Genomic DNA, 23,542 nt, shown 5'->3' on the forward strand with positions numbered 1-23,542 from the left:
CTGCTTTCTTTGTATCATTGCACTTCTTTGTTCCAAAAATCTGTATATTCAAATTAATTCTCCTTGTCCATCGCCATACGTATCATTTTTTCAAAAGATGCTCTGAAATGCTCATCATCCTCTGCTGTTCGTTTTCGTGGTCCTTTTAAATGATTCTTTCCAGATGCCCTTCGTGCTTTCTTGTTCAAGTGACGCTCCATAAGCATCTGATCAATATTCTCATTGGTATACCATTTCCCAGACTGATGAATCGCATAAGCACCTTTCCCTAATGCCATTGCAGCCACACCGTAGTCCTGTGATACGACAATATCGCCCCTATGGCAAATGCTGATTAGTTTATAATCCACGGCATCTGCTCCGGCTCCAACTACGATCACTTCACTGTAATCAGAAAATAACACATGATTGGTATCACACAAAGAAAATATGGAATGTTGATATTCTCTGGTTTAGCCGCTTCATGAATATAATCAATGATAGCTCCCGGAACAAATTCACCTTTCAGATTTACGTGTCCAAATAAATCTGATGAGTCTGACCAATCAGGGCGAACTGAAACCAGTTTGTAATTTGCTCCAATTGCTTCAGCAAACAATCTCACCAAGCGTGTTTTTCCGGTTCCGGAAGTACCGGCAAGAATTACAAATGGTTTTGACTTTAAGCTGAGGTAAAAGTTTTCAATCAACTCGCCATCATAGCTGAAGCTTTTAGATGCGATATACTCCTTGATCAGCTCCATACTTTCTTTAATTGATAATTCCGGCACTTCTTCCTCACCTTCTTCCAAGTTTGGGAAAGTTTAGGGAGAAATGAAAATAGATAAAAAAAATAAAAACGCCAGTGAAATGACTCCACTGACGCCTTACAAATACTATTGATTTTTCTTTTGTTATAAAAAAAGACCATCTACGGTTTTACGGTAAATGATCTTTTTATTGCCAATATTCCATTTATATCATTTTGTTTTCATAATCTTGTAACTCATGGAAAATATCATCCACATATACAACATCATTTTCTATTCTATATAACATAAAATATCTGTGCTGTTGAAAATTTATTCGACGATATCCCAGACTCTGTAAACGTGGATTGTCGCATACTTTCAAACTACTCGCTACATACTTTAACTTTTTAATAGTATTCTCAAAATCATCAAGCACATTTTTCGCTGCTTGCTTATTTTTCTTAGCGAAAAACAGATACTGTATAAACTGATTCAAGTCTTCTTCTGCTTCAGCTGTTACAACTATTTTATAATCCATATTTTCCTCTTATATCTGAAATCACATCATCTGCATTTCGGTAATTTCCCCTTTTTGAAGATTCTCTGGATTGTTCCAGTCTTTGAAGCATCTCTTCTTCTGTCATAGATGTATAAGGATTATGCACAGTTCGTTTTATTTCAAATGGAAATCCATTATATGCAACCGCCTGCGTTAAAAACATCCTTATTGCTGATGTCGTGTCAGTTCCAAGATCTTTAAAAAGCTGATCTGATTTATTTTTCAAATCATCGTCTACCCTGATCTGAATTGTACTTGCCATTTTAGATACCTCCTTTTTTCTTCATTATAATGCTATTTCATTACTAATTCAATACAATTGTATTGATATTTCACTTATTTCTTTGCACTTATCTAAGATAGTAGGTATGGAATCTTAGATTACAATTGAGGTAGGTACAATAAAAATACAATCGGCACAACTTTTTCTTTCTGTACTCATTCAGTTCCTGACGTCCAATGATTGGGATGCCAGGATAACCACCTGTCTGTGTCCTGATTGCCGGAGAGCTTGTCTGGGCGCACAATTCCGATTTATCCAATTAAACAAATTCTTTTTTATTTTTTCTTTTATCCTATCACACTCGCACCAAATGGCATGAAAGAGAGTCTTGCCATCTTGAAAAACTGCTTTCCAAATGGAATTCCAATAATTGTAATACACCATATGCATCCTGCAAAAATCCATGCCAGTCCACCCAGTAATCCTCCAAATATAAACCAAAGAATATTACCTATAGTTCTCATGACAATACATCCGCCTTATCCAATGTTTAATATTCTTTTGCAATTTCCTCTGTTATCTCATATATCTCTTTAAATTTTTCTAAGTCCTCCGGCGATCTGATCAGCATGATTTCTTCGATTTTTCCGGTCCGTATGTCTTTGAACCCTGCTACTTCTTCTCCGGTACAAATACTTGCACGAATAACTGGTTTCATATGTTCTCGGTCATATGTTTTTTTCATGATTTTCTTTTTGAATAATCCCATACTTCATCCTCCGAATAATTACAGAAACAAGATCAACTATTAATTTCTGGAACATTTTTCTGCATCGATTGCCAGTACAAACATCAGCGCATCCAACGCATTTCCTGGATCCTGCACATCAATAACATATGTATCAGTCATATGAAACAGTTCTTTACTAACCCGTGCAATTGAATAACCGCTTCGATCAAGAATGCTATAGTTCCATTCCATAATGGTTCCATCAATATGCCATCCATTGTAATCAATATTATAATGTGGCGTCAGGAATGAGAATTCTTTGCTCAGGCATCCAATATAACTGCCATTTTTATAAATCTCAAATTTAGGAAGAAAAGTAAGTACTTTCTGAACAACCATTCCTACTTCATTTCCATAGGCATCATAAATTACAAGTTTATGTCCCCAGGACAACTGACCTTTTACTACATAAACAGTGTTGCCTGCTTCATCATAAATATCATAGCTGTCAAACCATGAAAATAGCCTTTGTTTAAATAATAACTTCATAACTTTTCACCGCTCTCTCCAACAGATATAATTGGTTCTTTACACTTCTTCGATATTGGCTACGTGGATTTTTCCATCAGGTTGTGTATGGCTTTTCCATTGTTCTTTTGTTATGACATTTGTATGGCCAACTCTTACCTCATTAAGCAATGGTACTGGAACCTCATCGCAAGTATGATGATAAATAAATCCAAGTTTCTCCTGTACTCTTTTGGACTTTTTATTTCCGTCATAATAGCCACACCATATTGTAGTCATTTCAAGCGTTTCAAATCCTCGTTTCATAAGCGCATATGCCGCTTCTGGCATATACCCTCTGCCCCAGAATGGTTCTCCCAACCAGTAACCAAGTTCACATTCATCATCTCTATCTGTCATATCTGTATGTCCGTTTAGTTTTAGTTCAACAGCTCCTATTGCAACATTATTCTCTTTTTCACAGATTGCATAGCATTCTGCTCCGGTGAAAATATTGTCAATAACATATTTACTTGATTCGATATCCTTGTGAGGAGGCCATCCGGCAATTGGCCCTACTTTTGGATTTTTTGCATAAGTAAACAAACTTTCTGCATCATCTTGCGTCCACTTTCTTAAAATCAATCTTTCAGTTTCTAGTATCATTTTAAAATATATCCCTTCAGTATTCAATTTCGATTTATCCAATTAAGACAATTCTTTAGGTTAGAATCGATGATGGAGTAAACGAAAAAGCAGTTTTGACATTTCAGTGAACTGCCCCTTCGTTTACTCCATTTTCGATTTGACCTAATTGAACAAAGTGAGCGTCCGAGTAGCTACTACCTATGGACTTTTAATCTTTTGTTCTTATCCATGATTATACAGGATTTCCTGTGCAGACGCTACAGAAATCAAGAATTTTCAGATAAATAGGTATAACAATTAAACCTCAGGATTTTGAGGCTTAGAAAACATATAAAAGATTTGGATTTTAACACCTTTGCGGTATTCTCAGTTGTGGTTTTCCAAGATGTCCACCGCAGGATTTACATACATAGATGTTTATCCCGTATAGCTGTTTCAATATTTCTGGCATCTCCTTATCCCTGAGCTTTGAAAGATATTTTTTGCATCCGAGGAGATTCCAGCATAAAGTGAGCTTTTTGTGTTTGCCGCGGGAACATAGAAGCCCATAATGCCGGAGCCTGACAAAACGTCTGGGTGGCACATGCATCAGAAAACGCCGTATAAATTCAATACCAGAAAGGGTCAGTTCCTTCCATTGCCCTTCCTCTTTTTTGCAAGCAAAAAAGTCCTGACATCCTGACAGGCAAGCTCTTCAGGATTCTTATTCTGATATTTCAGAAAATAAGAGACATAGTTTTTATAGCAGTTGATGGAACGTTCTTTAAGGTTACGGATTTTTCCGGCTTCCTCAAGCTGTTCTAAATATTTTTCATACATAATAAAATCCTCCATATAAAATCAGTAGTTATCCGGAACACTGCTTTATATGGAGGTGCATTTTGGTCATAAAACCGCTTGCCAACCAAGCGGAAGGGTGGTATTCTTTTCATAGGCAGTGGGAAGGTCGATCCTGTTTGATTGTTTCGTTGTGGTGACTTAACAATACTACTTTTAGGACTTGCTTTCCACTGTTTTGTTATAGAAAAAAGAAAATCGCTATGCCATAGCCTTGGTAGGCCATCGCGCAGCGATTTTGTTCAATTTATGTTTGCAGGTTTGGGAGAGATTGTTTCTTTTCCCGCCTTTTCTCTGATTTACATCCCCGAATAAGGGGTGACAACAGAGCAGAACTCAAATGTTAGCTGGACTTTTTCTCACATGCTCTGATTTGATCTCATATATAAAACCAGCAGAGATTTTGCTCTCCACCGGTCTGCTTTTATCCTAATTATGTTCCCCTTGCATTGATTTTGCTAATGATGTCAGACAGGGATAGTCCACAGCTGGAAATTAGTTTTTCATTTAAGTAATTATTTCAGTCCCAAAAAGACATATGAATTTTCACAGCCTGCTTCTTCTAAGGAATTAAAAAACAGACCATATAACAACTTTATATGCTCTGTCTTTTTATTCCTACAAATCTTCGTGCAGTTTTACATCGCTATTATCTGCCATGCATTGTTTTAAGGCAATGATCATTTTTTCCGCATCCAGTGGCTTTGCAAGATGAACATTCATTCCAGCCAGCCGGCTGTTGATAATGTCTTCTGCAAAAGAATTCGCGGACATTGCAATGATCGGAACCCTCCTGGCATCCCTTCTTTTCATTTCCCTGATTGTCCTTGCCGCATCCAGACCATTCATCCTCGACATCATAATATCCATATAAATTACCCCAAAATAATCCGGTGCAGATTTCTCGAAGATTTCAACTGCTTCCTGCCCGTCTACTGCACATGTAACTTCCATACCGCTGTCTTCCAGTATACATCTGGAAATTTCCATGTTCAACTCATTGTCTTCCACAACCAATGCCCGCATGCCTTCTACCGAATAATCATCAAGGCTTACTGGCTTATCTGATAAATTACTGTTTTTATCCTGTGTGCCAATTTTGAACGGAATTTTTACAATAACTGTTGTCCCGACACCTGCTTTGCTCTTCAGTTCAATACTTCCATCCATTCTGTCCACGAGTTGCTTCGTAATTGCAAGCCCCAGTCCGGTGCCTTCATACCTGGATCTGCTTGTTTCGCTTTCCTGAGAGAACATATCAAAAGCATGTGCAATAAAATCTTCACTCATACCCACACCCTGGTCTTTACAGTAGAAAGTGAAATTTGCTCTGTCATCATCCAGAGTTTCTTCCTTAACCCCGAACGTGAGCACACTACCCGACTGACTGAATTTTATGGCATTGTCCATAATATTCGACAGAATCCTTCCAAGATATATCGGGTTTCCAACCAGAGTGCTGTGACTGTATGTACCATTTTTCCAGTCAATCTCATACCGATGCCTTTCTTGGCAGCCCGCTCATCATAAATCTGATTCAGTTCCTGCAGTACCTCTGTCAGATCAAATAAAAGCTGCTGGTCCTTCAAATCCCCGCTCTGTAGTTTATTCATATCCAACACATCATTTACCAGAGACACCAGATATTTCAGGGATTCCATTACCTTTTCTCTGATCTTCTGCTGCATCTGTGGATCATCTGCGTACTGATTTCCCATATTTACCATACCGATAATACCGTTCAGTGGTGTACGGATATCATGACTCATCGTTGCCAGAAACCTTGTTTTCATTTCGGCTTCCCGCTTTGCTGCTTCCGCAGCAAAGTTAAGATCCTCTTCACGTCTCTTGGAATCGCTGATACTACGGACTGTACATAAAACATGGGTTACATTTCCAGACCCATCCCGTTTTTTTACAGTAAAAAGCATCCTGTGCCAACTGCCATCACACATTCTGTATTCTGTAGAAATACATTCTTCCGTCTTCAATCTTGCTGAAAGTGTAGAGACATCCAGAAATGGACGGATCAGCGAACGGTATTCAGATGCAACCATTGTATCACAAAGCTGATACAGTTTCTCCGATGCACTGCCTCTGTTTCCTGTCAGTTTGTGTATTTCACAGTCATTTGATATCTCTTCAAAAAAATCTTTCTGCACATCAATCCTGTAGATAGAACAGTAACTCTTAGCAATTGCTGAGATTATTTCATTACTCAGCCGTGCTTCATCCAGTGCCTGCTTTAATTGATTCTGGATCGTAGTTTCTTTTTCCATGATATCATCAATATGCCGAAAACCCACCAGTGCGAAAAAATGTTTCTCATCCTCGTATATTTTGGCTGCCTGTGCCTCAAAAAATTCATGCTGGTTCGGATTCGGTTTACTTCTATAATGGTATGTAATGCGCTCCTTCCGGGAAAGCTGTTCCTTTAGATGCCCTGTCGAAATCCAGTCCTTAAATTCCTGTCTTTCTTTCTCATACAGATATTGAACCGCATATTGGTCAGCAGAAGAATTGAAATTATCACCCTGTTTCAGATTCATTTTTTTTACGTTGGTTCCATCGTTTATATGGAGAATTTCAAAGGAACCGGTATTTAATTCAACATAATAGACAGCCGTAAAATCTGCACATATCTTATCCAAAAGCCGTCTTTCCGCCATCTGTTCTTCCAACGTACTTTTCAGTTTTCTGTTCCTCATATGTACCATTACAGTCAGGATAAGAAGCAGAACGATCAGCACAGTTATAAAAACCAAAACAGTCACAGACTGCGGTTGCTTCGGAAATAAATTAATTTCTGTCATAACAAAATCCTCTCTCTATGTTTCCTGTCTGCTTTTCCCATGCATCTGGAAGGCTCCTGATTGCTGCGGTTGCCTCATAATCATTTATGACAGGCATTTTGCTTTCTCAACTCTTCGCTTATGGTCTGCTTAATTTTTTCCGCATCCAGCGGCTTTGCGAGATGTGCGTTCATTCCTGCTTCCATACACTTTTCTGCATCTTCCCTAAATGCATTTGCAGTCATAGCAATGATAGGGATTATTTTTGCATCCTGCCGTTCCAGGTCTCTTATTGTTCTTGCAGCAGTAAGACCATCCATCACCGGCATCATAATATCCATTAAAATAACATCGTATGTTCCCGGTTCGGAAGCTTCAAAATGCTGAACAGCTTCTAACCCATTGTTCACTGTTTCTACTTTAGCCCCATTTTCCGTCAGCATAAATTCTGCTATTTCCACATTCAGCTCATTATCTTCAACCAGCAATACCCGGATATCTGATATATCTGCATCAAAATCTTCTTTTTCTTCTGGCCGTGCATTCGTATCAATTTTAAATGGAAGTATTACAGTAAAACAGCTTCCTTCACCAAGCTTGCTTTCAACTGTTATGGTTCCGCCCATCTTTTCTACAAGTTGTTTCACAATAGGCATTCCCAGACCTGTCCCATTATAATCAGAACGTGGGGAATTATCTGCCTGTACAAATGGAGTAAACAATTCATTTTTTATAAATTCTTCTGACATTCCAATTCCATTATCTTTTATTTTAAATTCACATGTCATGTGATCTTCTAATCTTTCAATCGTTCTCATACTCATGTAAATAAAACCATTCACCTTATTGTACTTCATACTGTTTGTAAACAGATTCATCAATATTTTTTTCAGATGAACTGCATTGCTCCAAACATATATACCACTGTAATCATCATGTTCTCCTATAACATGAAGTCCTTTTTCTTCTGCCTGAAAAGATAGTGACTCCGTGATTTCCTGACATACCTGATCCAGATTGATGGATTCATCACCAAAAACCATTGTATCTGATTCTAACTTTGCCATATCTAAAACATCATTTATCAATGATAGTAGCAGTTTCGATGACTCATGTATTTTATTCATGCAATCCTTTGCCCGCTCAGCATCATTTCCGCTTTTCTCAAGAATCGTAAGCATGCCAATAATACCATTGATCGGTGTTCTGATATCATGAGACATGTTATTTAAAAAGGAAGTCTTAGCCTTATTGGCACTCTGTGCTTCTACAAGTGCATTTTGTAATTCCTGCTGTTTTTCTTCAAGCTCCTGATTCAGCTTCAATGCCTGCTCAGCAGACTTCTTGGATTTTTCTTCCGCACGTTTTGATTTTTTCAAAGAATTAAGAATTATACACAGAACAACGAAAAAAGAAATTCCAGCGATAAGTGAAACTGTCAGTAAATTGTCCTGAATAAAATCCTTCGCTGTAACTTTTCGTAAGGAAGCATTATACGAAACTACTGCACCTGAAAATTGAGTTGTAGGTATAGATGTCAGTGTTTTATTCAGAATGGACAAAAGAACCGGTTCTCCCTGCAGAATAGCAAATGGAACATCAGCTTCTTTTGTCAGGAAAACACTATGAAGCTTATTATTTTTCAAATAGTCTGAAACAGTACCTGAATTGCTTACAATACAATCCGTCTCCCCCTTCTGCATTGCTTTTACTGCTGCATCTGATGTTTCATATTCCACAACCTTCCATTGCGGATAATTGTATGAAAGATATGCTTTCAATGCAAAATCATCTTTTTCAACGGCAACTATATTCTCTTTATTTTCATCAAAAGAATCCTTTGCCGTAATTGCTGCCATATTGAGAGTCAACAGCGTATCCGACAAAGCAAATCCATTTGTTTCTGCAAAGTATGGATTCTGGTTTGCATGAAAAATCAGGTCTATTTTTCCATCCTGCAATGCCTGAAGCAGTTCACTTCTTGTCTCATATCCATTTAATTCAAATTCCAGAGTCTGACCTTGCAGACAATTTTCTGCAAGATCCACATAATCTGTAATAACACCTGTCAGTTTACCTGTTGATGGATCTACACTGCTGATACCTCCATCCTGATTCAGATACCCTATCCGGATTGCACCATGCTGCCCGATCCACTCACTTTCTTCTTTTGAAAGAAACGAGCTGCTCTGTGCAGAAAGATAACGCCTGTAGAGATCATCTGTGTAAAATGGGTTGTCATCCTTGATTCTGCGCATAGCACTATCCAGTGCTTCTTTGATATCCGGACGTTCTGGATTTATAGCGAAATAGATTTCTGTCTCTCCAATACTTGTAAGCGGTGAAATATCCGATTCTTCCCAACGGGATTCTTCTACCGAAACGAAGCAGTCAATTTCATGTTTCGACAGTTTGTCCATAATTTCTGTGGTTGTAGAAACATTGATATGCTTCGTATGCAGACCATATTTTGATTCCCATTCATTAAGCACATCCTCCACTATATTATCTTTAGACACACCAATATTTTTTCCCTCAAAAGAATCCAAATTTCCTGCTGTAAGATCCATATTGGATGCATCCGTATAGATGTAATATTTCTCTTCCCCCATAGGCATATCGGAAAAAAGCATATTTTCAGCACGTTCGTCTGTATAGGAAATGTCACCAAGAATATCAATCTCTCCATTTTCCAACTGTGTAAAGCAGTTTTTCCAATCACTTGTTATGTATTTATATGTCCATCCTGCATAACCTGCAATATCTTGAAGATACTCATAACCATAGCCGCTTCTTTCTCCCTTTTCATTGACGGTATTATAAGTTTCTTCAAAAGATCCTACCCGGATAACATTGTCAGAGTTTTCTTTGGCAAATGTAGGAACGGATAAAACAATAAAACATATAATTGTGCAAAATATAATGTAACAAAATTTGAAATTCATTATATTCTGTACTAATTTGCACTTCTTCATCTTTCTCCCCTCCTCTAGGCTACAGTTGCTTGCTTCCAGATTTTAATTTTACATTCATTAATTGTCAATAACCTCCCCGCTATTTTTCCAAACAGCTTCTGTATTACTTATTCAAGTGCTCTACCATAAAAAAGCACTGCCAAACAGACAGTGCAACCTCATTTCATGCAACTGGCTGCCATTTTACAGGCCCTGTAGCTTTGCGTCCCAGACTTTCATCTGGTTTGCCGATTTCCTTATTATAGCTTTAATACTTATGCAAAAAAACTGATTTCATTATACTTTAATGCTCTAGTATACACAAGAAAACATTACCGTTTTAACGACAAAAATAAAAAAAGAACAGCCGATACATATACTCGAACTATTCTTCTACTTCCGAAGACCACGCAGCATTGACATCACTGTTTCCTGCTCATTTGTACTCAGATTATTCCATATCCTTAAAACTTCTTTCTGTTTTTCTGTCAGATTCTCTGAATTACCTTCCTGAAAAAACTGTGATAATGTCACACCCAAAGCTGTACATATTTTTTCAAGTGTGATCAGCGACGGCAGGTTTTCCTGCGCCATGATTCTTCCCAGTGATGACTGGGAAATTCCAAATACACATAAGCATGATACAATAGAGGCATGCTGAAGGAGGATCTCATATGGCAAAGCAAGCTGTACAATTTCTTCTTTTGTATGATATTTGTTATTCAACTCCATCGTTATTTTTAATGCCCTTTGAGACATCTCATGCATGATCAGATGGTCTTCACTTCCACCGTCTACAGTATATCCGGGCTTCATATTACTCAAATATTCTTCAAATGTCATGATTAACCAACCCCGTTTTCTTTAAAAAATTTCTGGATTTTATCAAATGGGATCACATCCAGATTATCGTAAAGATCTGTATGAACAGCCCCTGGAATTGTCAGCAGCTCTTTATTGGATGTGTACTTGCTGTCCTTGATCATATTTTCATAAGCATCTTTTCCAAAATAATAACTGTGCGCTTTTTCTCCATGAACGATAAGGACTGCACTTCTGATTTCATTACTGTACTTTAATATTGGCTGATTCATAAATGACATACATCCAATACTGTTCCAGCCATCATTGGAATTTAGGCTCCTTTTATGATAACATCTGCCTTTATAATACTCACTATAATCTTTTACGAAGAGAGGGGCATCTTCCGGAACCGGAAGTGGAACACAACCACCGCCTTTGGAATACTCGCCTTTACGGTATTCTTGTGTTCTGAGGGCATTCAGTGACTGTTTCTTTGCATAACGTACTTCTTCACTGTCCTCAGAATCAAAGTACCCATTTGCATTTACCCTTGTCATATCATACATGGTAGATGCTACAGTTGCTTTTATTCTTGTATCCAATGCAGTTGCGTTAAGAGCCATTCCACCCCATCCGCAGATTCCAATGATTCCTATTTTATCCGTATCCACATCTTCCCGAACAGAAAGAAAATCAACAGCAGCCATGAAATCTTCTGTATTAATATCCGGAGAAGCCATGAATCTTGGATTGCCTCCACTTTCCCCCGTAAAAGAAGGATCAAATGCAATCGTTAAATATCCTTTTTCAGCCATCGTCTGCGCATATAATCCGGAACACTGTTCTTTGATTGCACCAAATGGTCCGCTTACGGCAATCGCAGGATATTTCCCTGACACATTTTTCGGCTTATACAGATCTGCAGCAAGTGTGATTCCATAACGATTTACAAATGTCACTTTCTTATGATCTACTTTTTCACTCTGTGGAAAAGTTTTATCCCATTCAGATACCAACTTTAATTCTTCTGTTTTTAACATATTCAACATCCTCCATATGCAAAATTTCTTGTAATTATACTAACAATAGTATATGATATAAATATCATACAACCTAAAGTTAACTTTAGGTCAAGCATATTTTGAAAGAAGGTTTTTTATGTATACAATCGGTCAGGTCTCTGCAATGTTTGGTCTCCCTGTTTCTACCTTAAGATATTATGACAAGGAAGGTTTTTTCCCTAATCTGGAGCGTAAAGGAAACATCCGTTATTTCAGCGATAATGAGTTGGAAGCGCTTCGTATCATTGAATGTCTGAAGAAATCTGGGCTTGAGATCAAAGATATAAAGCAATTTTTTATCTGGGTATCTGAAGGCAGCGCCAGCTATGAAAAAAGGAAAGAATTATTTGAAGCCAGAAAATCAGCTGTTGAAACTGAAATCCAGGAACTTCAAAAAACTCTCTCCCTCTTAAAATTTAAGTGCTGGTATTATGAAACAGCAATGAAAGATGGTAATGAAGATACGATAAATGCCATGTTACCTGATAAACTTCCAAAAAATATACAGAAACTATATGACAAAGGACATGAATGATTTTTGTTTCTTCTTCAAGCTGGAATTGATCGTGCTCTGTCTTTCGCTAATGCAACTCCATTTTACTGTGCAAACATAAGTTATGCCCGTCTCAAGATTCGCTTTATATCATCCAGATTTTCAACAAAAAAGATTCCCTCCTGTCGCTCGTTAGAAGATAATCCTTTTTCAATCATATGATTTAGAAGTGCTTTCAAATCATCGTAGTAACCGTTCAGGTTGTAGAGAATGCAGGGTGCCTCCAGATGTTTCAAAGACACCTTCGACATTACCTCTGCAATTTCCTCCAATGTTCCCGTGCCGCCCGGGAAGGCAATAAAGGCTTCTCCTAACTCAATCATTTTGTTTTTTCTCTCAGACATATCCTTAGTCACAATCAGTTTTGTCAGTCCATCATGTTGAAACTCATTTTCAATAAAAAAATTCGGCTCAACACCCGTAACATCACCGCCTGCCTTCAATACACTGTCTGCCAATGCTCCCATTAAACCACCTTTAGAACCACCGTAAACAAGTGCATTTCCACTGTTTCCAATCCATGCCCCCAATTCCTCAACTGCTTTTCGTAAGCATAGGTCATTTCCTTCGTTTGCCCCAAGATAAACTGTTATATTCATTAAAAATTTTCTCCTACAACTTCCGATTGTTCGAGCTTTTCAAATACTAACGTACTTAATTCTGTTCAATAAGTGATTTATAGTAGTTACCAAAGTCAGCAAGTGAATTAACAATTGGAAGCATTTTTGTTCCGAGTTCCGTTAATCCGTATTCAACTCTCGGTGGCTGCTCATGGTAATCGTGGCGATATGCCAGTCCATCATTCATCATTTGTCTTAAACTATCTGTCAAAACCTTTTGTGAAATACCATCTATACTTCGTTGTAGCTCATTGAATCTCCATGGGCGCTCTTTCAAGTTACGCAAAATCAGCAGTTTCCATTTTCCTCCGATGAGAGATACCGCTGTTGCAACTGGGCATTCCGGTAATTCTTCTTTTGCTCGCATAATTCTCACCTCCGAGTCTATTGTAACACATTCATTTTTGAGTGTACAGTTACAAAAAGGTGCGTACTTGTTTTTGTATGTGTCTCACACTATACTAATACCAATCAACCCGAAACTACAAATCAACTATGGAGGTATCATTATGACAAATTACACAAAAACAACTATTGGAAAGGAAAACCGAATTGAGCTGCACGAAAAGTTGTCTTTAACAGGTGCAGAAATCAGTTTAAACGAACTACCTGCAGGAGCAAATGTCCCATTTGTTCATTCTCATAAAGAAAATGAGGAAATCTATGGAATTCTTTCAGGTAACGGCAAAGCCATAATTGATGGAGAAGAAATCAGCCTTTCAACTGGAGACTGGCTAAAAATCGCACCTGCTGCAAAGCGTCAGTTTTTTGCATCCGATATTTCCGGAATTACTTATATCTGCATTCAGGTAAAAGAAAATTCTCTGGAACATTTTACAGCAGAGGACGCCGTAATCGGCTAATTAAAAGTATTTATTTACAAAAATGCACAGTTCTCGATAAGCTAAGAACTGTGCATTTCTTTTTTCTTCAATTTTACAATTTCTCTATTTTTCAAACAAGAATTTCTCGATTTCAAATGGCGATAAATAAATCTCTCCACCATCATCAGTTTAATTTTCATTTAGATTAACGATTTCTTTTTCCTGTATTCTCTGTCCCTCGGATTTCCTCATGATAGAAATAATCTACGATCACCGGATGTCCCTGCGGGACTCTGCCATAAGGCATTTCATTATCCACAAATGGGCAATCATACTTCTTAGCCATTTCCTCAGCTTTTACTTCAAGTGCTTCAAAGTAGCTGCGGTTATGCTTGTTATAGATCTCGTCGTAAAGGGGTACAAGATCAGGATATTTTCCGGCAATATAATCCATAATTGTCTTTTTGAAACCGCCTCGAAGATTGAGATTTTCGAGCCAGAACAGATCGCACTGATCCTTTACCCGCTCAAAGATTGCTTCAAAATCCGTGATACCGGGGAATACCGGGGATACGAAACAGACTGTACGGATACCTGCCTCATATACCTGCTTCATAGCAGCGATACGGTGCTCAATGCTCGAAGCAGAATCCATATCGTTCTTGAAATTTTCATCTAGTGTGTTGATCGACCATGAAACGGTTACACGTCCAAGCTTCTTCAACAGATCAATATCCCGTACCACAAGATCCGACTTTGTGCAGATCAGAATATCTGCGTCACTGCCGATCAGCTGCTCCAGAAGTTTTCTGGTATTCCCGAATTGCTCCTCCTGTGGATTGTAGCCATCTGTCACAGAACCGATGACCACCCGCTGTCCGGCATATTTCTTCGGATTTTTAATTTCTGGCCAATGCTTCACATCAAGGAAAGTGCCCCATTCCTCCTTGTGCCCGGTAAAGCGCTTCATAAAAGAAGCATAGCAATACTTGCAGGCATGTGTACAGCCCACATAGGGATTGACCGAGTAACCGCCTACCGGCAGACTAGACTTAGTCATGATGTTCTTTGTTTCCACCTCACGAATGAGGATTCCATTCATTACTTCTTCCATGATTTCTGTACCTCTAACACTTTATTAAATTCTTCCGGCATTTCCTGAATCATATTTTCATCCCCTATGATAGGGACAAGGTCTTCCTTCATAAACACCGGAATGCCGAGCTTATGTGCCTGGTCCGTCAGAGACCATGCCCATTCCGGCTCCGTATGAATCTTCCTGCTCTGAGCTCCGGTCATGGTGCCGACAACGATCCAATTGATTCCGGAAAGGTCAACTGTGCCGGGATCATCGAATAACGGCTCAAAGGTAACATGGTAATGTTTTGCTCTGACGTTTTTCCGAAGGGCGTCGATACGCCACAGTTCTGCTTTCCTCGTCACCGTAACGCCAAACCATGCGTTTTCCAGATCGGTATCAAAATCCAGCAAATCAGGTCGCTTGGTAAGGAACAGGAACTGATGCTGTGGATTTTCACGGATCTTTGCAAATACCTCGTCTCTCCATTCCGGCTTCCATCCGGAGAGATCGCTCATGCCGGTAAGAAGAAAGTTCTGCGGACGTTTCTTTTCCATCATCTTGAGCTTACCCGGAAAGAATTCAGGGTCAGCGAAGTCATCAATCATATGCCAGCGTTTCACGTTGTTGCGGGCATAGCAATATGCACACCCCACTGTACATCCGATGACGATATTCATGTTTTGAATCTGATCTTTGATACAAATACTCATGATTTCTGCCACTCCTCAAGATTCTTTCTGATACGGTCGAGGCATTCCTCAAACCGGGTAATTTCTTCCTCCGAAAAACCTTTGTAGTAAATACTGCCCATTTTATCAGATACAGAATCGTATTCGTCCTTTAAGGCATGTGCTTTTTCAGTCAGAAACAGAAGTGTTTTCCTTTTGTCCGTTTCAGACTGAACGCGTCTTATCAGCCCTTGATTTTCCATTCTTTCCAGCATCGTAGTAAGAGAAGTTATCGCTAATCCACATTTAATCGAGAGTGACCTGATTGAGATTCCATCTTCCTGCCACAGTACATAAAGAATACGCCCTTGGGCTCCGTTAAACGCATCAATATTCTTTTCGCTGAGAATCTTCTCAAAGATTCGATCTCCAAGTTGTTTTATTTTGGTAACAAGAAATCCGCCATTCATTTTCGCACAAAAACTCCTATATAGTATATTATCAAATAATACTATATAGGAGTTTTACTGTCAACAGTTTGTATGTCTAAGTAGAAGTAAATACCGATTTGCACCTCAACCGCATTAAAAATCAGGTGGTTATGAACATGTTCTTTGTCTATATGGGTGGTAAGCACAAACTCATACTTGCCGCCCAGGATTTCTTTTGCAAGCTCCATGCCGATCTCATGGGCCTGCTCCGGCGTGACCTCCCCAGGTTGAAAGGCTTGGATCAGGTGGCGGCCCAGGTTCGTTCCCTTGTCGATGGCGTGGCGGCGGGTCCAGGAAAATTCGATATCCGCGGTTTCGGCGGCGCAGCCATGGGCGGATACAAGCAGCTTTCCATCCGTCTTTTCTGGGTTGCAGATATAGTCAATGGCCGCTTTCAGCGTTGACTTGATAGGATGCGTCTTTGTAACTGCCATATCTCATCCAGCCTTTCCCGTATCTCCTCCATGTCGGCCTGATACGCAGGGCCTCCGGCATTGATCCGCTTGGCAATCTGGTTGATATTCCGGCCGATGGCGGAAAGTTCCGAGGTAAACGCTTTGATCTCCGTGGTGTCGGTGTAGATGATATATCCGTCAATCGCCATCTTCCGCAGGTAGGCGCCATAGCGCCGGGTGGGGAGCTGGGCCATCTTCTTGTCAATGAGGCGTTTTTCTTCCTCCGTGACATAAAACTTCATCTGAATATTTCGCTTTCGATTTGCCATGCGCCGCCTCCGTTCTTTATAAGGGTTTGGGATTATCCCAACAAGCAGAAATTTCGCAAGTGGGTACTCACTTGCTGTGCTTGCTATCGTTTCTTTTCTCGTACCTAAGTAATACCAAAACCTTCACTTTTGCTACCAAAACGCAAAGAAAAAAACGCTACAAACTTTATCCGTTCATAGCGTCTGTTAGTTCCTATTCAGTTGTGCCGGGAGCATGGTCACTCCCCCTTTTCTCTGGCGCCCAACACGGCCTGTACGGTGGCAATGATGATCCCGATCTCCCGATCGGTCAATTCATCTGCCAGGACGTCAAGCTGCCGGCGCGCCGTGGATTTCCCATCTGCCGTATCCCCAAAGAGAAGTTGATCCACGGAGATGTGATAGCGGGACATGAGCTCAAAAAAGATTTGGAGGCTCGGATGTCGCCTCTTGTTCTCAATATTGGCGAGATAGCGGGGAGAAAGATACATCTCGTCCCCCACTTTGTTGCGGGACTCTTTTTGCCCCGTCCGTGCTGCTTTTATTGCTGCCCCATAAGGGCGAAAGTCAATTTTCTGTACTGGTCTCTTTGCCATATTCATTCACCAAACTACATTTTACAGTTCATCTTTCTTTCTGGATATGTCTTTATAGTTCCCGTTATTAGCTAAAATAATTCATATTTTAGCCTTGATATTATACGGATTTCCGTACATAATTATACTGATAGAGTTTAGAGAAAGGGCGGATGAAGATGGAGTATATGTCCTGTCCCGAAGCAGCGAAAAAGTGGGGCATTTCTGAAAGGCGGGTACAGCGGCTTTGTGAGGATGCCCGCATACCTGGCATTTCAAAAATCGGTTATATGTGGCTTATACCAAAGGCAGCAGATAAGCCAGTAGATAAACGGCAAAAACAAAAGAAAGGCGGCGAGAAATTGTAACATGAGTAAGGTGCTATTAGTAGAAGATAATACAAGTGCAGTAAAGAAAATTGTGCGTTATATTGACAATATATCTGCCGATCTTGAGGTACATTCTGTTTCCGAGGCCGGAGAAGCTTTGCAATATGCAAAAGCGAACGATGTTTCCCTTTTTATCCTTGACATTCAGTTAGAGGACTATAAAGGAACCAGCTTAGCAAAGCAGCTCCGCGAATTGCCGGAATATAAATATACGCCGATTATTTTTGAAACGGCATTGGCAGGAGAAGAACTTTCAGCTTATCGAGATGTGAAGTGTTACAGTTTTCTTGTAAAGCCATTTGGCGAAGAAGAATTTGTAACGGCATTTCGTGACGCGTTGGGATTGTCTAAACAGATGAGCCAACAAGCAAAAACCATTCAGATTGAGCAAAAGCAATTTATCTTAGAATATGTTACACAGGATATTGCCTATATCGAAGCCTTTGGAAAAAAACTTGTGATCCATACCAGTAGCCGTCTGTCCGGCATCAAAGAAGATACGATTTCCGGGTACACTTTGTCTGGTTTATTGGCGTTGCTTGATGATCCAGCATTTGTTCAGTGCCATAAGAGTTATGTCGTGAACAAATCCCATATTGAGAAAATTGACAAATCCGAGCGGAAGATTTTTCTGAAAGGATTTACAGATACAATCCCCATCGGAAATAAATATCAGGCCGAATTATGGGGGTAAACATGAACTTTCTAATGAATCTGATACAGTTAGGATTGGATGTGGGAATACTGGCTCTCTGCTGTGAAGCCGTTTTCCGGCAAAAATCAGAAATAAAGGCAAAAGATTTTCTCATTTTTCCCATTCTTCTTGTTCTTTGTGTTGTACCGAGAGTGGATTTTTCTGTCGGAGCAAATATGACGGCATCTTTCCGCAGTGAAGGCTTTGAAATACTACCAGCAGACAATATTGTTGGATTGCTGTTTTTGATTTTTGCAGTATTGTTGTTGAGCAGTATTTTCTTCGGCTCCAAATCCAGCGGAACGGTTTTCTGCGGCACAATGGCGGCCTTCTCCATTTTCCTGTTCGTCAAATGCCTGTGCGCGGTTCTTTTTGCTGTCTGCGGAGCTACGGATATTTTACTCCTGTTGGGCAGCCGTATAGCGGCGTTGTGCCTTATAGTCGTACTGGAGTTCACGCCACTTTTCGGCTTGATCCATCAGCTCGTCCAAAGAAGCGATTTCACAGTTCTGATCGTATCTGCCAATATCTCTGTCCTTCTCATGGCAGTGCTTTCTATCCTCTCTTTTGATGTGGATAGAATTCTTTCCCATCTGTGGGTGATTATAATTCTGATCCTTGCGGTGTTGCTGCTGGACAGTATATTGCTGTTCCTACATCAGCGTCGGACGCAGGAGCAAAAGCGAATCCACATGATTGAGCAGTATGTGCCTATTGTAGAAGAATTGATCTCACAGGTTAGGGCAAGGCAGCATGAATTTAATAACCGGATGATGGCGATTGAAGCTGCCGTTGCCTCTGCTGATACTTTAGAAGAAGCCCGGAAAGAAGTAGCAGATCTTACAGGAAGTATTGGAATCAGTCTTAATGATCGGGAACTGCTCTCATGCGACAGCAAAATGATTGCCGGGATGCTGTTTGGAAAAATAAAGCAGGCAGAAGTGGCAAATCTTCACATAGAATTATCCTTACACGGTCTTTTCAAGAAAACCGTCACCCCGGAAACAGAATGGATCGAGGCCATTGGAATTTTATTGGACAATGCAATCGAGGCTTCACCGAAAGGAAGTACGGTTTTTTTATCCAGTAAGAAACAGGGGGACTTTCTGGAGTTGACAGTTTCCAATCCGGCTCCGCCGCTGTCAAATACTGAATTTATGGCCTTGTTTGGAAAAGGTGTAACTACAAAGGCAAATCGGGACGGCCACGGCTTTGGCCTGTATAACATCCTACGCATGACGGAACGGTATCATGGAAAAATCCTGACCCGTAACGAATCCATTTTGAATGAAAATTATGTTGTCTTTGGCGTACTCATGCCATAAAAAAGGGTATGAACGAGGGTTTTAAGGGAACGAAATTTATCTTGTTCCCTTAAAACCCTCTCTTGTTTCCGGGCTATTGAAGCGCCTAAAAGAGTTCGATATACTGGAAAAAACAAAGAAAGGGATGAATGAATATGATAGGCCTTGTGAGAAATGAGTGGAAAAAAGTTTTTCTGCCGGTGCTATTGACAACAGTTCTTCTGGCAATCGCCATGAGTGTGTTGTCCTGCACAATTTATCAAAACTATACACTACACTACGATTTAGAGGCATGGGAAGTTGGAACAGAGCTGTTTTCTCTGCTTTATCCGCTGTTTGTTGTGGTGCCGCTATGCTGGAATTTGTATTACGAGCGCAAAAACAACTTCCTGCTCTATGTCATGCCGCGAGTGAAAATTAAGAAGTACCTGACTGCCAAATGGATTGCGTATGCACTGGGAACCCTTTGTATTATTGTAATCCCTTATATACTATCGGCGGTGTTTGCCCTCTATGTAAAAACGCCCGTGGTTCCTTTCGTTGAAAATCCGTTTCGCCATGTATTTGAAAACGCGTTTATAAAGACCCCGCTGTTATATGCAGTTGCCCTGTCCCTTTGGAGAGGCATCGTCAGCCTTTTTGTAATGACCTTCGGTTTTGTCCTCGCTTTATACTGCAAGAACATTTTTGTGATCCTTACCGGGCCGTTTATGTATTCCATTTTAGAAAACTTCGTTCTGGCGATTCTCCGCTTGGAGAGACTGCGGCTGGTCGTAGCTTTTGATCCCACAACAGTCGATCCAAAGGTCGTATCGATCTCCTCTTTCCTCTTTGGCCCAATCGTTTTAAGCATTGTGATTGGCCTGACAGCGTTTCTCCTTTCTAAGAAAAATGCTATCGTAACCATTTAGGAGTCCGTTATGATTGCGCTTATCAGAAAAAATCTCCGTTTGTGGGGATATGGAAAGTCGCTTGCCCTATTTGCCGGATGTATACTTTTTTCCATCAGCGGGAGGTTAAACGGAGGTATTGCATACGAGCGGCACATCTTGTCGGCGGTATCAGACCATTACTATCTGACCTATTTTGTGCTGCCGATTGTACTGTTAAGCTGCTTTTCCTTTATTGATGACGACGGAGAGCCAGTAATCTTACGGTTTCAAAGTTACCATTCTTATTTTCTGAAAAAATGGATTGGGGTCGGTTTGATTGCAGTCATTCTGACGGCTGTTCAAACTGGGGCAATTCTTCTGTCTGGTATAGGATTACCTTTAGGCAACGAATGGAACCTTGCTGCGGGTGCAACGGAAGCCGAGTTATTTTCCACTCTGGAACAGCTTTTTGCCAGTCCCTTGCAGGCGTTTGTCTGTTTTACCCTCTATCAGCTTATTGGAAGTTGGCTGATATTTGGAATCTGTATGTGGATTGGACATTTCACTGGGAGAAAGTGGACGATTCGAATTGTAATCGTTCTTTATGTCCTCTCGGCTGTGTGGATCAAGCTTCCGGCAATTCAAAATATTCCGCTGACGAGTTTTAATCATTTGCTGATTTTACACCACAATTTGGGCGTGCCCCATCGTTTAGAGATAACTGCCTTTACTTTGCTGCTCATTGTTTTGATAATTGCTATATCTATTCGGTTTGCGTGGCGGGGACAGTTGCCGCATATACCGTTGTCCCACCGTGGTATAGCTGGCTACTATTTCCATGCGCTCATGATCCCTCGTAATCTGCTGATTCTTTTAGGTGTTGTGTTGGGAGTTTCGATTTACAAAGGCTTAGGCAATGGCACCGCCCTATCAGGATTGGAATGGATTTATGCCCTGTTTGCAGGACATGGAACCGGATATTTTCAAGTTTTACCTTTTCTTGAACTGCTGATTACCGGCGGTGTGCCCCTTTACCTGCTTGCCGCTTTTGTGGAGCAAACAGTGAACGGGCAATCTATATTTGTTTCTGTGCGCTCGAAGGGCCGCAGGCATTTGATGAAGAGCATTTTATTGGTCAGCATAAAGTTTCTCATGGTATATGCAATCTTTTGGCTTATGGCTGGCCTTATAGGGGCATCCCTATTCAGCACTGGATTAACAATCGTTTCTTTCAGATTCCTGCTCTATGCGGTTTTGATGAAGTGCCTTGATATATTGGCGCAATATCTGATTATGCTCGGCATCTACATTGCCACAAGACAGGTTACAATCGGTTTCCTTGTGTTAGTGGCGGGAAATCTGCTCTGTGTCCTTCCGGGGAATTGGGTAGCTTATTCGCCTTTTGGCCTTTCCAGCCTGACAAGAATTTCTGTTGTGGAACCGGGAATTGGAATTTCCGCTGTGTCCGCCTTTGGGATAGAGGCCGCTATTTTAACGCTGATGATTGCAGGAATCCTTATGTGTGGCTACAAGAAAATATTGAATTAGGAGGACAGAATATGAGTTCATATATTGAAGTGAAAAATGTATCAAAAAGTTTTGGTGGCAAGGCAATTCTTCAAGACGTTTCACTGTCCATAGAACAGGGAACAGCTGTTGGTTTGGTTGGCGCTAACGGCAGCGGAAAGTCGGTGCTGTTCAAGATTTTATGCGGTTTCGAGAAGCCTGATCGGGGCAGTGTTTATGTGCGCGGAAAACAGCTTGGTAAAAATGGCCGCGACTTCCCCGAAAGTTTGGGAGTATTTATCAATTCCCCCGGGTTTATTGGCATTTACAGTGGTTTTCAAAATCTGAAATTTCTTGCGGACATTCAAGGGAAAATTGGAGAAAAAGAAATCCGACAGGCCATGGGCAAAGTGGGGCTTGACCCTGATAATAAAACGAAAGTAGACAATTATTCTCTTGGTATGAAGCAGAAACTGGGGATTGCACAGGCAATTATGGAGGGGCAGGATATTCTGATTTTGGATGAGCCTTTTAACGCATTGGACTACAAAACCTATGAGGATGTAAAGGCCATCATCCGTATGCTGAAAGCGGAAGGCAAGACCATTTTTCTGACTTCACACCATTTCAAAGACATTGAACAGCTATGCGATCAGGTGTACTCGATTGAAGATTGCAGACTAATTCCGATTACGGAGGAAATTGCTGCCCGCTATAGAGAGATGGAATAACCCGTTAAAAGCAATAAGAAAGGTAGCTGCCGGACGGCGGCAAAGAAAAAAAGTCGTCGTCCAGCAGTCCTATCAACACGCCTATAAGAAACGGCGGCTTTGAATTTCAGAGCCGCCGTTTCTTTGCGCTTGCACAAACCAATGACGACCTACAGGGACACGGTAGCCAATAGGAGGTAATATTGCCGTGTTCATTTTTGCCTTCAACAATCTGCCTAATATTTTACGGTCAAAAAAAGCTCATATCCTCCATGGGGGTATTCTGGGCATGAGTATGAACATAAAAATCATGTAAATAGATTTTATAATTCCTCTGCGCCTGTCTGCGTTTTGCAGGCAGGCGCTTTTTGCTGTTTATGTGAGCCTTCTCCATGTAGGGAAGCCTTTCATAAAAACTTTCTTCCCTCTGCGGTTGCCAAAATCGCAAGCCTTAGCGGATTTAAAATGCCATACTTCTCAATGCTTTCCTGCAGAAGAAACATTTCCTTATCATCTTTCACTTGAAACGGATGCTCTTTGAATGGACGAAGACGCTCAATCTCAATTTCTATGATTCTTTCTTCGTTTTCTCCTGATTGTCTGTTTGGCTCAGTCATCTTGACTCCTTTTCTCCAGGATTCAGGAAATAAAAAATGCCTGCCTGGAACTTTTATAGATAGTAAAGTTCCAAACAGACATTGCTGTTT

At 40.4% G+C, this 23,542-nt stretch carries 28 protein-coding genes, 4 pseudogenes and 1 riboswitch; of the genes and pseudogenes, 8 read left to right on the plus strand and 24 right to left on the minus strand.

Annotated features, from left to right (window positions below):
- Positions 1-53: 53 nt before the first annotated feature.
- The 15 genes and pseudogenes from ABHC48_RS05265 to ABHC48_RS05335 form a co-directional block, all read right to left on the minus strand.
- Positions 54-465, minus strand: a pseudogene (locus ABHC48_RS05265) (DUF188 domain-containing protein).
- A gap of 73 nt (positions 466-538) precedes the next feature.
- Positions 539-742 (minus strand): annotated as a pseudogene (locus tag ABHC48_RS05270) (AAA family ATPase); the annotation flags it as partial.
- 211 nt (positions 743-953) lie between these two features.
- Positions 954-1,268, minus strand: a complete 315-nt coding sequence (locus tag ABHC48_RS05275; protein WP_118577834.1) for a type II toxin-antitoxin system RelE/ParE family toxin — start codon at positions 1,266-1,268, stop codon at positions 954-956.
- Positions 1,258-1,551 carry a type II toxin-antitoxin system RelB/DinJ family antitoxin gene (locus ABHC48_RS05280; protein WP_195379373.1) on the minus strand — a complete coding sequence of 98 codons (294 nt, stop codon included), beginning with the start codon at positions 1,549-1,551 and terminating at the stop codon, positions 1,258-1,260. The genes ABHC48_RS05275 and ABHC48_RS05280 overlap by 11 nt, the downstream gene beginning before the upstream one ends.
- Positions 1,552-1,859: 308 nt before the next feature.
- On the minus strand, positions 1,860-2,036 hold the full coding sequence (locus ABHC48_RS05285; protein ID WP_117845440.1) for a YccF domain-containing protein: 177 nt from the start codon (positions 2,034-2,036) through the stop codon (positions 1,860-1,862).
- A gap of 26 nt (positions 2,037-2,062) precedes the next feature.
- Positions 2,063-2,281 carry an aspartate dehydrogenase gene (locus ABHC48_RS05290; protein ID WP_118577832.1) on the minus strand — a complete coding sequence of 73 codons (219 nt, stop codon included), beginning with the start codon at positions 2,279-2,281 and terminating at the stop codon, positions 2,063-2,065.
- 39 nt (positions 2,282-2,320) lie between these two features.
- Entirely contained in the window at positions 2,321-2,791 is a 471-nt protein-coding gene (locus ABHC48_RS05295; protein WP_173716680.1) for an LURP-one-related family protein, read from the minus strand.
- Between the two features lie 39 nt (positions 2,792-2,830).
- Entirely contained in the window at positions 2,831-3,457 is a 627-nt protein-coding gene (locus ABHC48_RS05300; protein WP_306797052.1) for a GNAT family N-acetyltransferase, read from the minus strand.
- Positions 3,458-3,743: 286 nt separating this feature from the next.
- A pseudogene (locus tag ABHC48_RS05305) lies at positions 3,744-4,043 on the minus strand (transposase); the annotation flags it as partial.
- Entirely contained in the window at positions 4,022-4,231 is a 210-nt protein-coding gene (locus tag ABHC48_RS05310) for a phage integrase N-terminal SAM-like domain-containing protein (RefSeq protein WP_334285789.1), read from the minus strand. The gene ABHC48_RS05310 and the pseudogene ABHC48_RS05305, both read right to left, overlap by 22 nt.
- 621 nt (positions 4,232-4,852) lie before the next feature.
- Positions 4,853-5,644 carry a response regulator gene (locus tag ABHC48_RS05315; RefSeq protein WP_272067060.1) on the minus strand — a complete coding sequence of 264 codons (792 nt, stop codon included), beginning with the start codon at positions 5,642-5,644 and terminating at the stop codon, positions 4,853-4,855.
- On the minus strand, positions 5,629-7,047 hold the full coding sequence (locus tag ABHC48_RS05320) for a histidine kinase dimerization/phospho-acceptor domain-containing protein (protein WP_195992931.1): 1,419 nt from the start codon (positions 7,045-7,047) through the stop codon (positions 5,629-5,631). The genes ABHC48_RS05315 and ABHC48_RS05320 overlap by 16 nt, the downstream gene beginning before the upstream one ends.
- An 80-nt stretch (positions 7,048-7,127) precedes the next feature.
- Positions 7,128-10,001, minus strand: a complete 2,874-nt coding sequence (locus ABHC48_RS05325; RefSeq protein ID WP_195992929.1) for a transporter substrate-binding domain-containing protein — start codon at positions 9,999-10,001, stop codon at positions 7,128-7,130.
- Positions 10,002-10,164: 163 nt separating this feature from the next.
- Positions 10,165-10,240: riboswitch (cyclic di-GMP riboswitch) on the minus strand.
- 133 nt (positions 10,241-10,373) lie between these two features.
- The gene (locus ABHC48_RS05330) at positions 10,374-10,823 is read right to left on the minus strand and encodes a helix-turn-helix transcriptional regulator (RefSeq protein ID WP_237925991.1); all 450 of its coding nucleotides are present in this window, start codon (positions 10,821-10,823) and stop codon (positions 10,374-10,376) included.
- A 2-nt stretch (positions 10,824-10,825) separates the two neighbouring features.
- Positions 10,826-11,824, minus strand: a complete 999-nt coding sequence (locus ABHC48_RS05335; RefSeq protein WP_272067059.1) for an alpha/beta hydrolase — start codon at positions 11,822-11,824, stop codon at positions 10,826-10,828.
- A 118-nt stretch (positions 11,825-11,942) separates the two neighbouring features.
- Here ABHC48_RS05335 and ABHC48_RS05340 point away from each other — a divergent pair, with 118 nt between their 5' ends.
- Entirely contained in the window at positions 11,943-12,380 is a 438-nt protein-coding gene (locus tag ABHC48_RS05340) for a MerR family transcriptional regulator (protein WP_195992925.1), read from the plus strand.
- Positions 12,381-12,460: 80 nt separating this feature from the next.
- Here ABHC48_RS05340 and ABHC48_RS05345 read toward each other — a convergent pair whose 3' ends face one another.
- Both ABHC48_RS05345 and ABHC48_RS05350 read right to left on the minus strand, forming a co-directional pair.
- The gene (locus tag ABHC48_RS05345) at positions 12,461-12,997 is read right to left on the minus strand and encodes a TIGR00730 family Rossman fold protein (RefSeq protein WP_272067058.1); all 537 of its coding nucleotides are present in this window, start codon (positions 12,995-12,997) and stop codon (positions 12,461-12,463) included.
- A gap of 55 nt (positions 12,998-13,052) precedes the next feature.
- Positions 13,053-13,385 carry a helix-turn-helix domain-containing protein gene (locus tag ABHC48_RS05350; RefSeq protein WP_195478761.1) on the minus strand — a complete coding sequence of 111 codons (333 nt, stop codon included), beginning with the start codon at positions 13,383-13,385 and terminating at the stop codon, positions 13,053-13,055.
- Between the two features lie 142 nt (positions 13,386-13,527).
- On the opposite strand from ABHC48_RS05350, the gene ABHC48_RS05355 reads away from it, so the two are divergent.
- Positions 13,528-13,881, plus strand: coding sequence for a cupin domain-containing protein (locus ABHC48_RS05355; protein ID WP_117495883.1), 354 nt, complete (start codon positions 13,528-13,530; stop codon positions 13,879-13,881).
- Between the two features lie 166 nt (positions 13,882-14,047).
- Here ABHC48_RS05355 and ABHC48_RS05360 read toward each other — a convergent pair whose 3' ends face one another.
- The 6 genes and pseudogenes from ABHC48_RS05360 to ABHC48_RS05385 all read right to left on the minus strand — a co-directional run bounded on the left by ABHC48_RS05360 (position 14,048) and on the right by ABHC48_RS05385 (position 17,381).
- Positions 14,048-14,956: a radical SAM mobile pair protein B gene (locus ABHC48_RS05360; RefSeq protein WP_118577821.1), complete on the minus strand. Its 909-nt coding sequence runs from the start codon at positions 14,954-14,956 to the stop codon at positions 14,048-14,050.
- Positions 14,944-15,633, minus strand: coding sequence for a radical SAM mobile pair protein A (locus ABHC48_RS05365; protein ID WP_118577820.1), 690 nt, complete (start codon positions 15,631-15,633; stop codon positions 14,944-14,946). The genes ABHC48_RS05360 and ABHC48_RS05365 overlap by 13 nt, the downstream gene beginning before the upstream one ends.
- The gene (locus ABHC48_RS05370) at positions 15,630-16,061 is read right to left on the minus strand and encodes a radical SAM mobile pair system MarR family transcriptional regulator (RefSeq protein ID WP_272067057.1); all 432 of its coding nucleotides are present in this window, start codon (positions 16,059-16,061) and stop codon (positions 15,630-15,632) included. The genes ABHC48_RS05365 and ABHC48_RS05370 overlap by 4 nt, the downstream gene beginning before the upstream one ends.
- A gap of 107 nt (positions 16,062-16,168) precedes the next feature.
- Positions 16,169-16,516: pseudogene (locus tag ABHC48_RS05375) on the minus strand (relaxase/mobilization nuclease domain-containing protein); the annotation flags it as partial.
- Complete coding sequence (locus ABHC48_RS05380; RefSeq protein ID WP_117854901.1) at positions 16,477-16,806, minus strand: MobC family plasmid mobilization relaxosome protein; 330 nt, start codon at positions 16,804-16,806, stop codon at positions 16,477-16,479. The pseudogene ABHC48_RS05375 and the gene ABHC48_RS05380, both read right to left, overlap by 40 nt.
- Positions 16,807-17,024: 218 nt before the next feature.
- Positions 17,025-17,381, minus strand: coding sequence for a helix-turn-helix transcriptional regulator (locus tag ABHC48_RS05385; protein ID WP_226815830.1), 357 nt, complete (start codon positions 17,379-17,381; stop codon positions 17,025-17,027).
- A gap of 158 nt (positions 17,382-17,539) precedes the next feature.
- Between ABHC48_RS05385 and ABHC48_RS05390 the strand changes: the two genes are divergently transcribed.
- The 6 genes from ABHC48_RS05390 (at position 17,540) to ABHC48_RS05415 (ending at position 22,856) form a co-directional block, all read left to right on the plus strand.
- Positions 17,540-17,728, plus strand: coding sequence for a helix-turn-helix domain-containing protein (locus ABHC48_RS05390; RefSeq protein ID WP_117524900.1), 189 nt, complete (start codon positions 17,540-17,542; stop codon positions 17,726-17,728).
- A 1-nt stretch (position 17,729) separates the two neighbouring features.
- The gene (locus ABHC48_RS05395; protein WP_118577817.1) at positions 17,730-18,443 is read left to right on the plus strand and encodes a LytTR family DNA-binding domain-containing protein; all 714 of its coding nucleotides are present in this window, start codon (positions 17,730-17,732) and stop codon (positions 18,441-18,443) included.
- Positions 18,444-18,445: 2 nt separating this feature from the next.
- Positions 18,446-19,768 (plus strand): GHKL domain-containing protein, encoded by a 1,323-nt coding sequence (locus ABHC48_RS05400; protein ID WP_226815829.1) that lies wholly within the window; start codon positions 18,446-18,448, stop codon positions 19,766-19,768.
- Between the two features lie 134 nt (positions 19,769-19,902).
- Complete coding sequence (locus ABHC48_RS05405; RefSeq protein ID WP_117510591.1) at positions 19,903-20,658, plus strand: hypothetical protein; 756 nt, start codon at positions 19,903-19,905, stop codon at positions 20,656-20,658.
- Positions 20,659-20,667: 9 nt separating this feature from the next.
- The gene (locus ABHC48_RS05410; RefSeq protein WP_118577815.1) at positions 20,668-22,167 is read left to right on the plus strand and encodes a hypothetical protein; all 1,500 of its coding nucleotides are present in this window, start codon (positions 20,668-20,670) and stop codon (positions 22,165-22,167) included.
- A gap of 11 nt (positions 22,168-22,178) precedes the next feature.
- Positions 22,179-22,856: an ABC transporter ATP-binding protein gene (locus ABHC48_RS05415; RefSeq protein ID WP_117510587.1), complete on the plus strand. Its 678-nt coding sequence runs from the start codon at positions 22,179-22,181 to the stop codon at positions 22,854-22,856.
- Between the two features lie 386 nt (positions 22,857-23,242).
- Here the strand turns inward: ABHC48_RS05415 and ABHC48_RS05420 are convergent, their stop codons facing one another.
- Entirely contained in the window at positions 23,243-23,452 is a 210-nt protein-coding gene (locus ABHC48_RS05420) for a stage 0 sporulation protein J (RefSeq protein ID WP_195478764.1), read from the minus strand.
- Positions 23,453-23,542 lie beyond the last annotated feature (90 nt).

This window comes from Ruminococcus sp. 1001136sp1 (assembly GCF_039841815.1).
Classification (GTDB): domain Bacteria; phylum Bacillota; class Clostridia; order Lachnospirales; family Lachnospiraceae; genus Blautia_A; species Blautia_A faecis.

What these genes read in the sequence shown, in the direction of transcription:
- ABHC48_RS05275 (WP_118577834.1), bottom strand. Translation starts at nt 1,268, where the DNA reads ATGGATTATAAAATAGTTGTAACAGCTGAAGCAGAAGAAGACTTGAAT.
- ABHC48_RS05280 (WP_195379373.1), bottom strand. Translation starts at nt 1,551, where the DNA reads ATGGCAAGTACAATTCAGATCAGGGTAGACGATGATTTGAAAAATAAA.
- ABHC48_RS05285 (WP_117845440.1), bottom strand. Translation starts at nt 2,036, where the DNA reads ATGAGAACTATAGGTAATATTCTTTGGTTTATATTTGGAGGATTACTG.
- ABHC48_RS05290 (WP_118577832.1), bottom strand. Translation starts at nt 2,281, where the DNA reads ATGGGATTATTCAAAAAGAAAATCATGAAAAAAACATATGACCGAGAA.
- ABHC48_RS05295 (WP_173716680.1), bottom strand. Translation starts at nt 2,791, where the DNA reads ATGAAGTTATTATTTAAACAAAGGCTATTTTCATGGTTTGACAGCTAT.
- ABHC48_RS05310 (WP_334285789.1), bottom strand. Translation starts at nt 4,231, where the DNA reads ATGGAGGATTTTATTATGTATGAAAAATATTTAGAACAGCTTGAGGAA.
- ABHC48_RS05315 (WP_272067060.1), bottom strand. Translation starts at nt 5,644, where the DNA reads ATGGACAATGCCATAAAATTCAGTCAGTCGGGTAGTGTGCTCACGTTC.
- ABHC48_RS05320 (WP_195992931.1), bottom strand. Translation starts at nt 7,047, where the DNA reads ATGACAGAAATTAATTTATTTCCGAAGCAACCGCAGTCTGTGACTGTT.
- ABHC48_RS05325 (WP_195992929.1), bottom strand. Translation starts at nt 10,001, where the DNA reads ATGAAGAAGTGCAAATTAGTACAGAATATAATGAATTTCAAATTTTGT.
- ABHC48_RS05330 (WP_237925991.1), bottom strand. Translation starts at nt 10,823, where the DNA reads ATGACATTTGAAGAATATTTGAGTAATATGAAGCCCGGATATACTGTA.
- ABHC48_RS05335 (WP_272067059.1), bottom strand. Translation starts at nt 11,824, where the DNA reads ATGTTAAAAACAGAAGAATTAAAGTTGGTATCTGAATGGGATAAAACT.
- ABHC48_RS05340 (WP_195992925.1), top strand. Translation starts at nt 11,943, where the DNA reads ATGTATACAATCGGTCAGGTCTCTGCAATGTTTGGTCTCCCTGTTTCT.
- ABHC48_RS05345 (WP_272067058.1), bottom strand. Translation starts at nt 12,997, where the DNA reads ATGAATATAACAGTTTATCTTGGGGCAAACGAAGGAAATGACCTATGC.
- ABHC48_RS05350 (WP_195478761.1), bottom strand. Translation starts at nt 13,385, where the DNA reads ATGCGAGCAAAAGAAGAATTACCGGAATGCCCAGTTGCAACAGCGGTA.
- ABHC48_RS05355 (WP_117495883.1), top strand. Translation starts at nt 13,528, where the DNA reads ATGACAAATTACACAAAAACAACTATTGGAAAGGAAAACCGAATTGAG.
- ABHC48_RS05360 (WP_118577821.1), bottom strand. Translation starts at nt 14,956, where the DNA reads ATGGAAGAAGTAATGAATGGAATCCTCATTCGTGAGGTGGAAACAAAG.
- ABHC48_RS05365 (WP_118577820.1), bottom strand. Translation starts at nt 15,633, where the DNA reads ATGAGTATTTGTATCAAAGATCAGATTCAAAACATGAATATCGTCATC.
- ABHC48_RS05370 (WP_272067057.1), bottom strand. Translation starts at nt 16,061, where the DNA reads ATGAATGGCGGATTTCTTGTTACCAAAATAAAACAACTTGGAGATCGA.
- ABHC48_RS05380 (WP_117854901.1), bottom strand. Translation starts at nt 16,806, where the DNA reads ATGGCAAATCGAAAGCGAAATATTCAGATGAAGTTTTATGTCACGGAG.
- ABHC48_RS05385 (WP_226815830.1), bottom strand. Translation starts at nt 17,381, where the DNA reads ATGGCAAAGAGACCAGTACAGAAAATTGACTTTCGCCCTTATGGGGCA.
- ABHC48_RS05390 (WP_117524900.1), top strand. Translation starts at nt 17,540, where the DNA reads ATGGAGTATATGTCCTGTCCCGAAGCAGCGAAAAAGTGGGGCATTTCT.
- ABHC48_RS05395 (WP_118577817.1), top strand. Translation starts at nt 17,730, where the DNA reads ATGAGTAAGGTGCTATTAGTAGAAGATAATACAAGTGCAGTAAAGAAA.
- ABHC48_RS05400 (WP_226815829.1), top strand. Translation starts at nt 18,446, where the DNA reads ATGAACTTTCTAATGAATCTGATACAGTTAGGATTGGATGTGGGAATA.
- ABHC48_RS05405 (WP_117510591.1), top strand. Translation starts at nt 19,903, where the DNA reads ATGATAGGCCTTGTGAGAAATGAGTGGAAAAAAGTTTTTCTGCCGGTG.
- ABHC48_RS05410 (WP_118577815.1), top strand. Translation starts at nt 20,668, where the DNA reads ATGATTGCGCTTATCAGAAAAAATCTCCGTTTGTGGGGATATGGAAAG.
- ABHC48_RS05415 (WP_117510587.1), top strand. Translation starts at nt 22,179, where the DNA reads ATGAGTTCATATATTGAAGTGAAAAATGTATCAAAAAGTTTTGGTGGC.
- ABHC48_RS05420 (WP_195478764.1), bottom strand. Translation starts at nt 23,452, where the DNA reads ATGACTGAGCCAAACAGACAATCAGGAGAAAACGAAGAAAGAATCATA.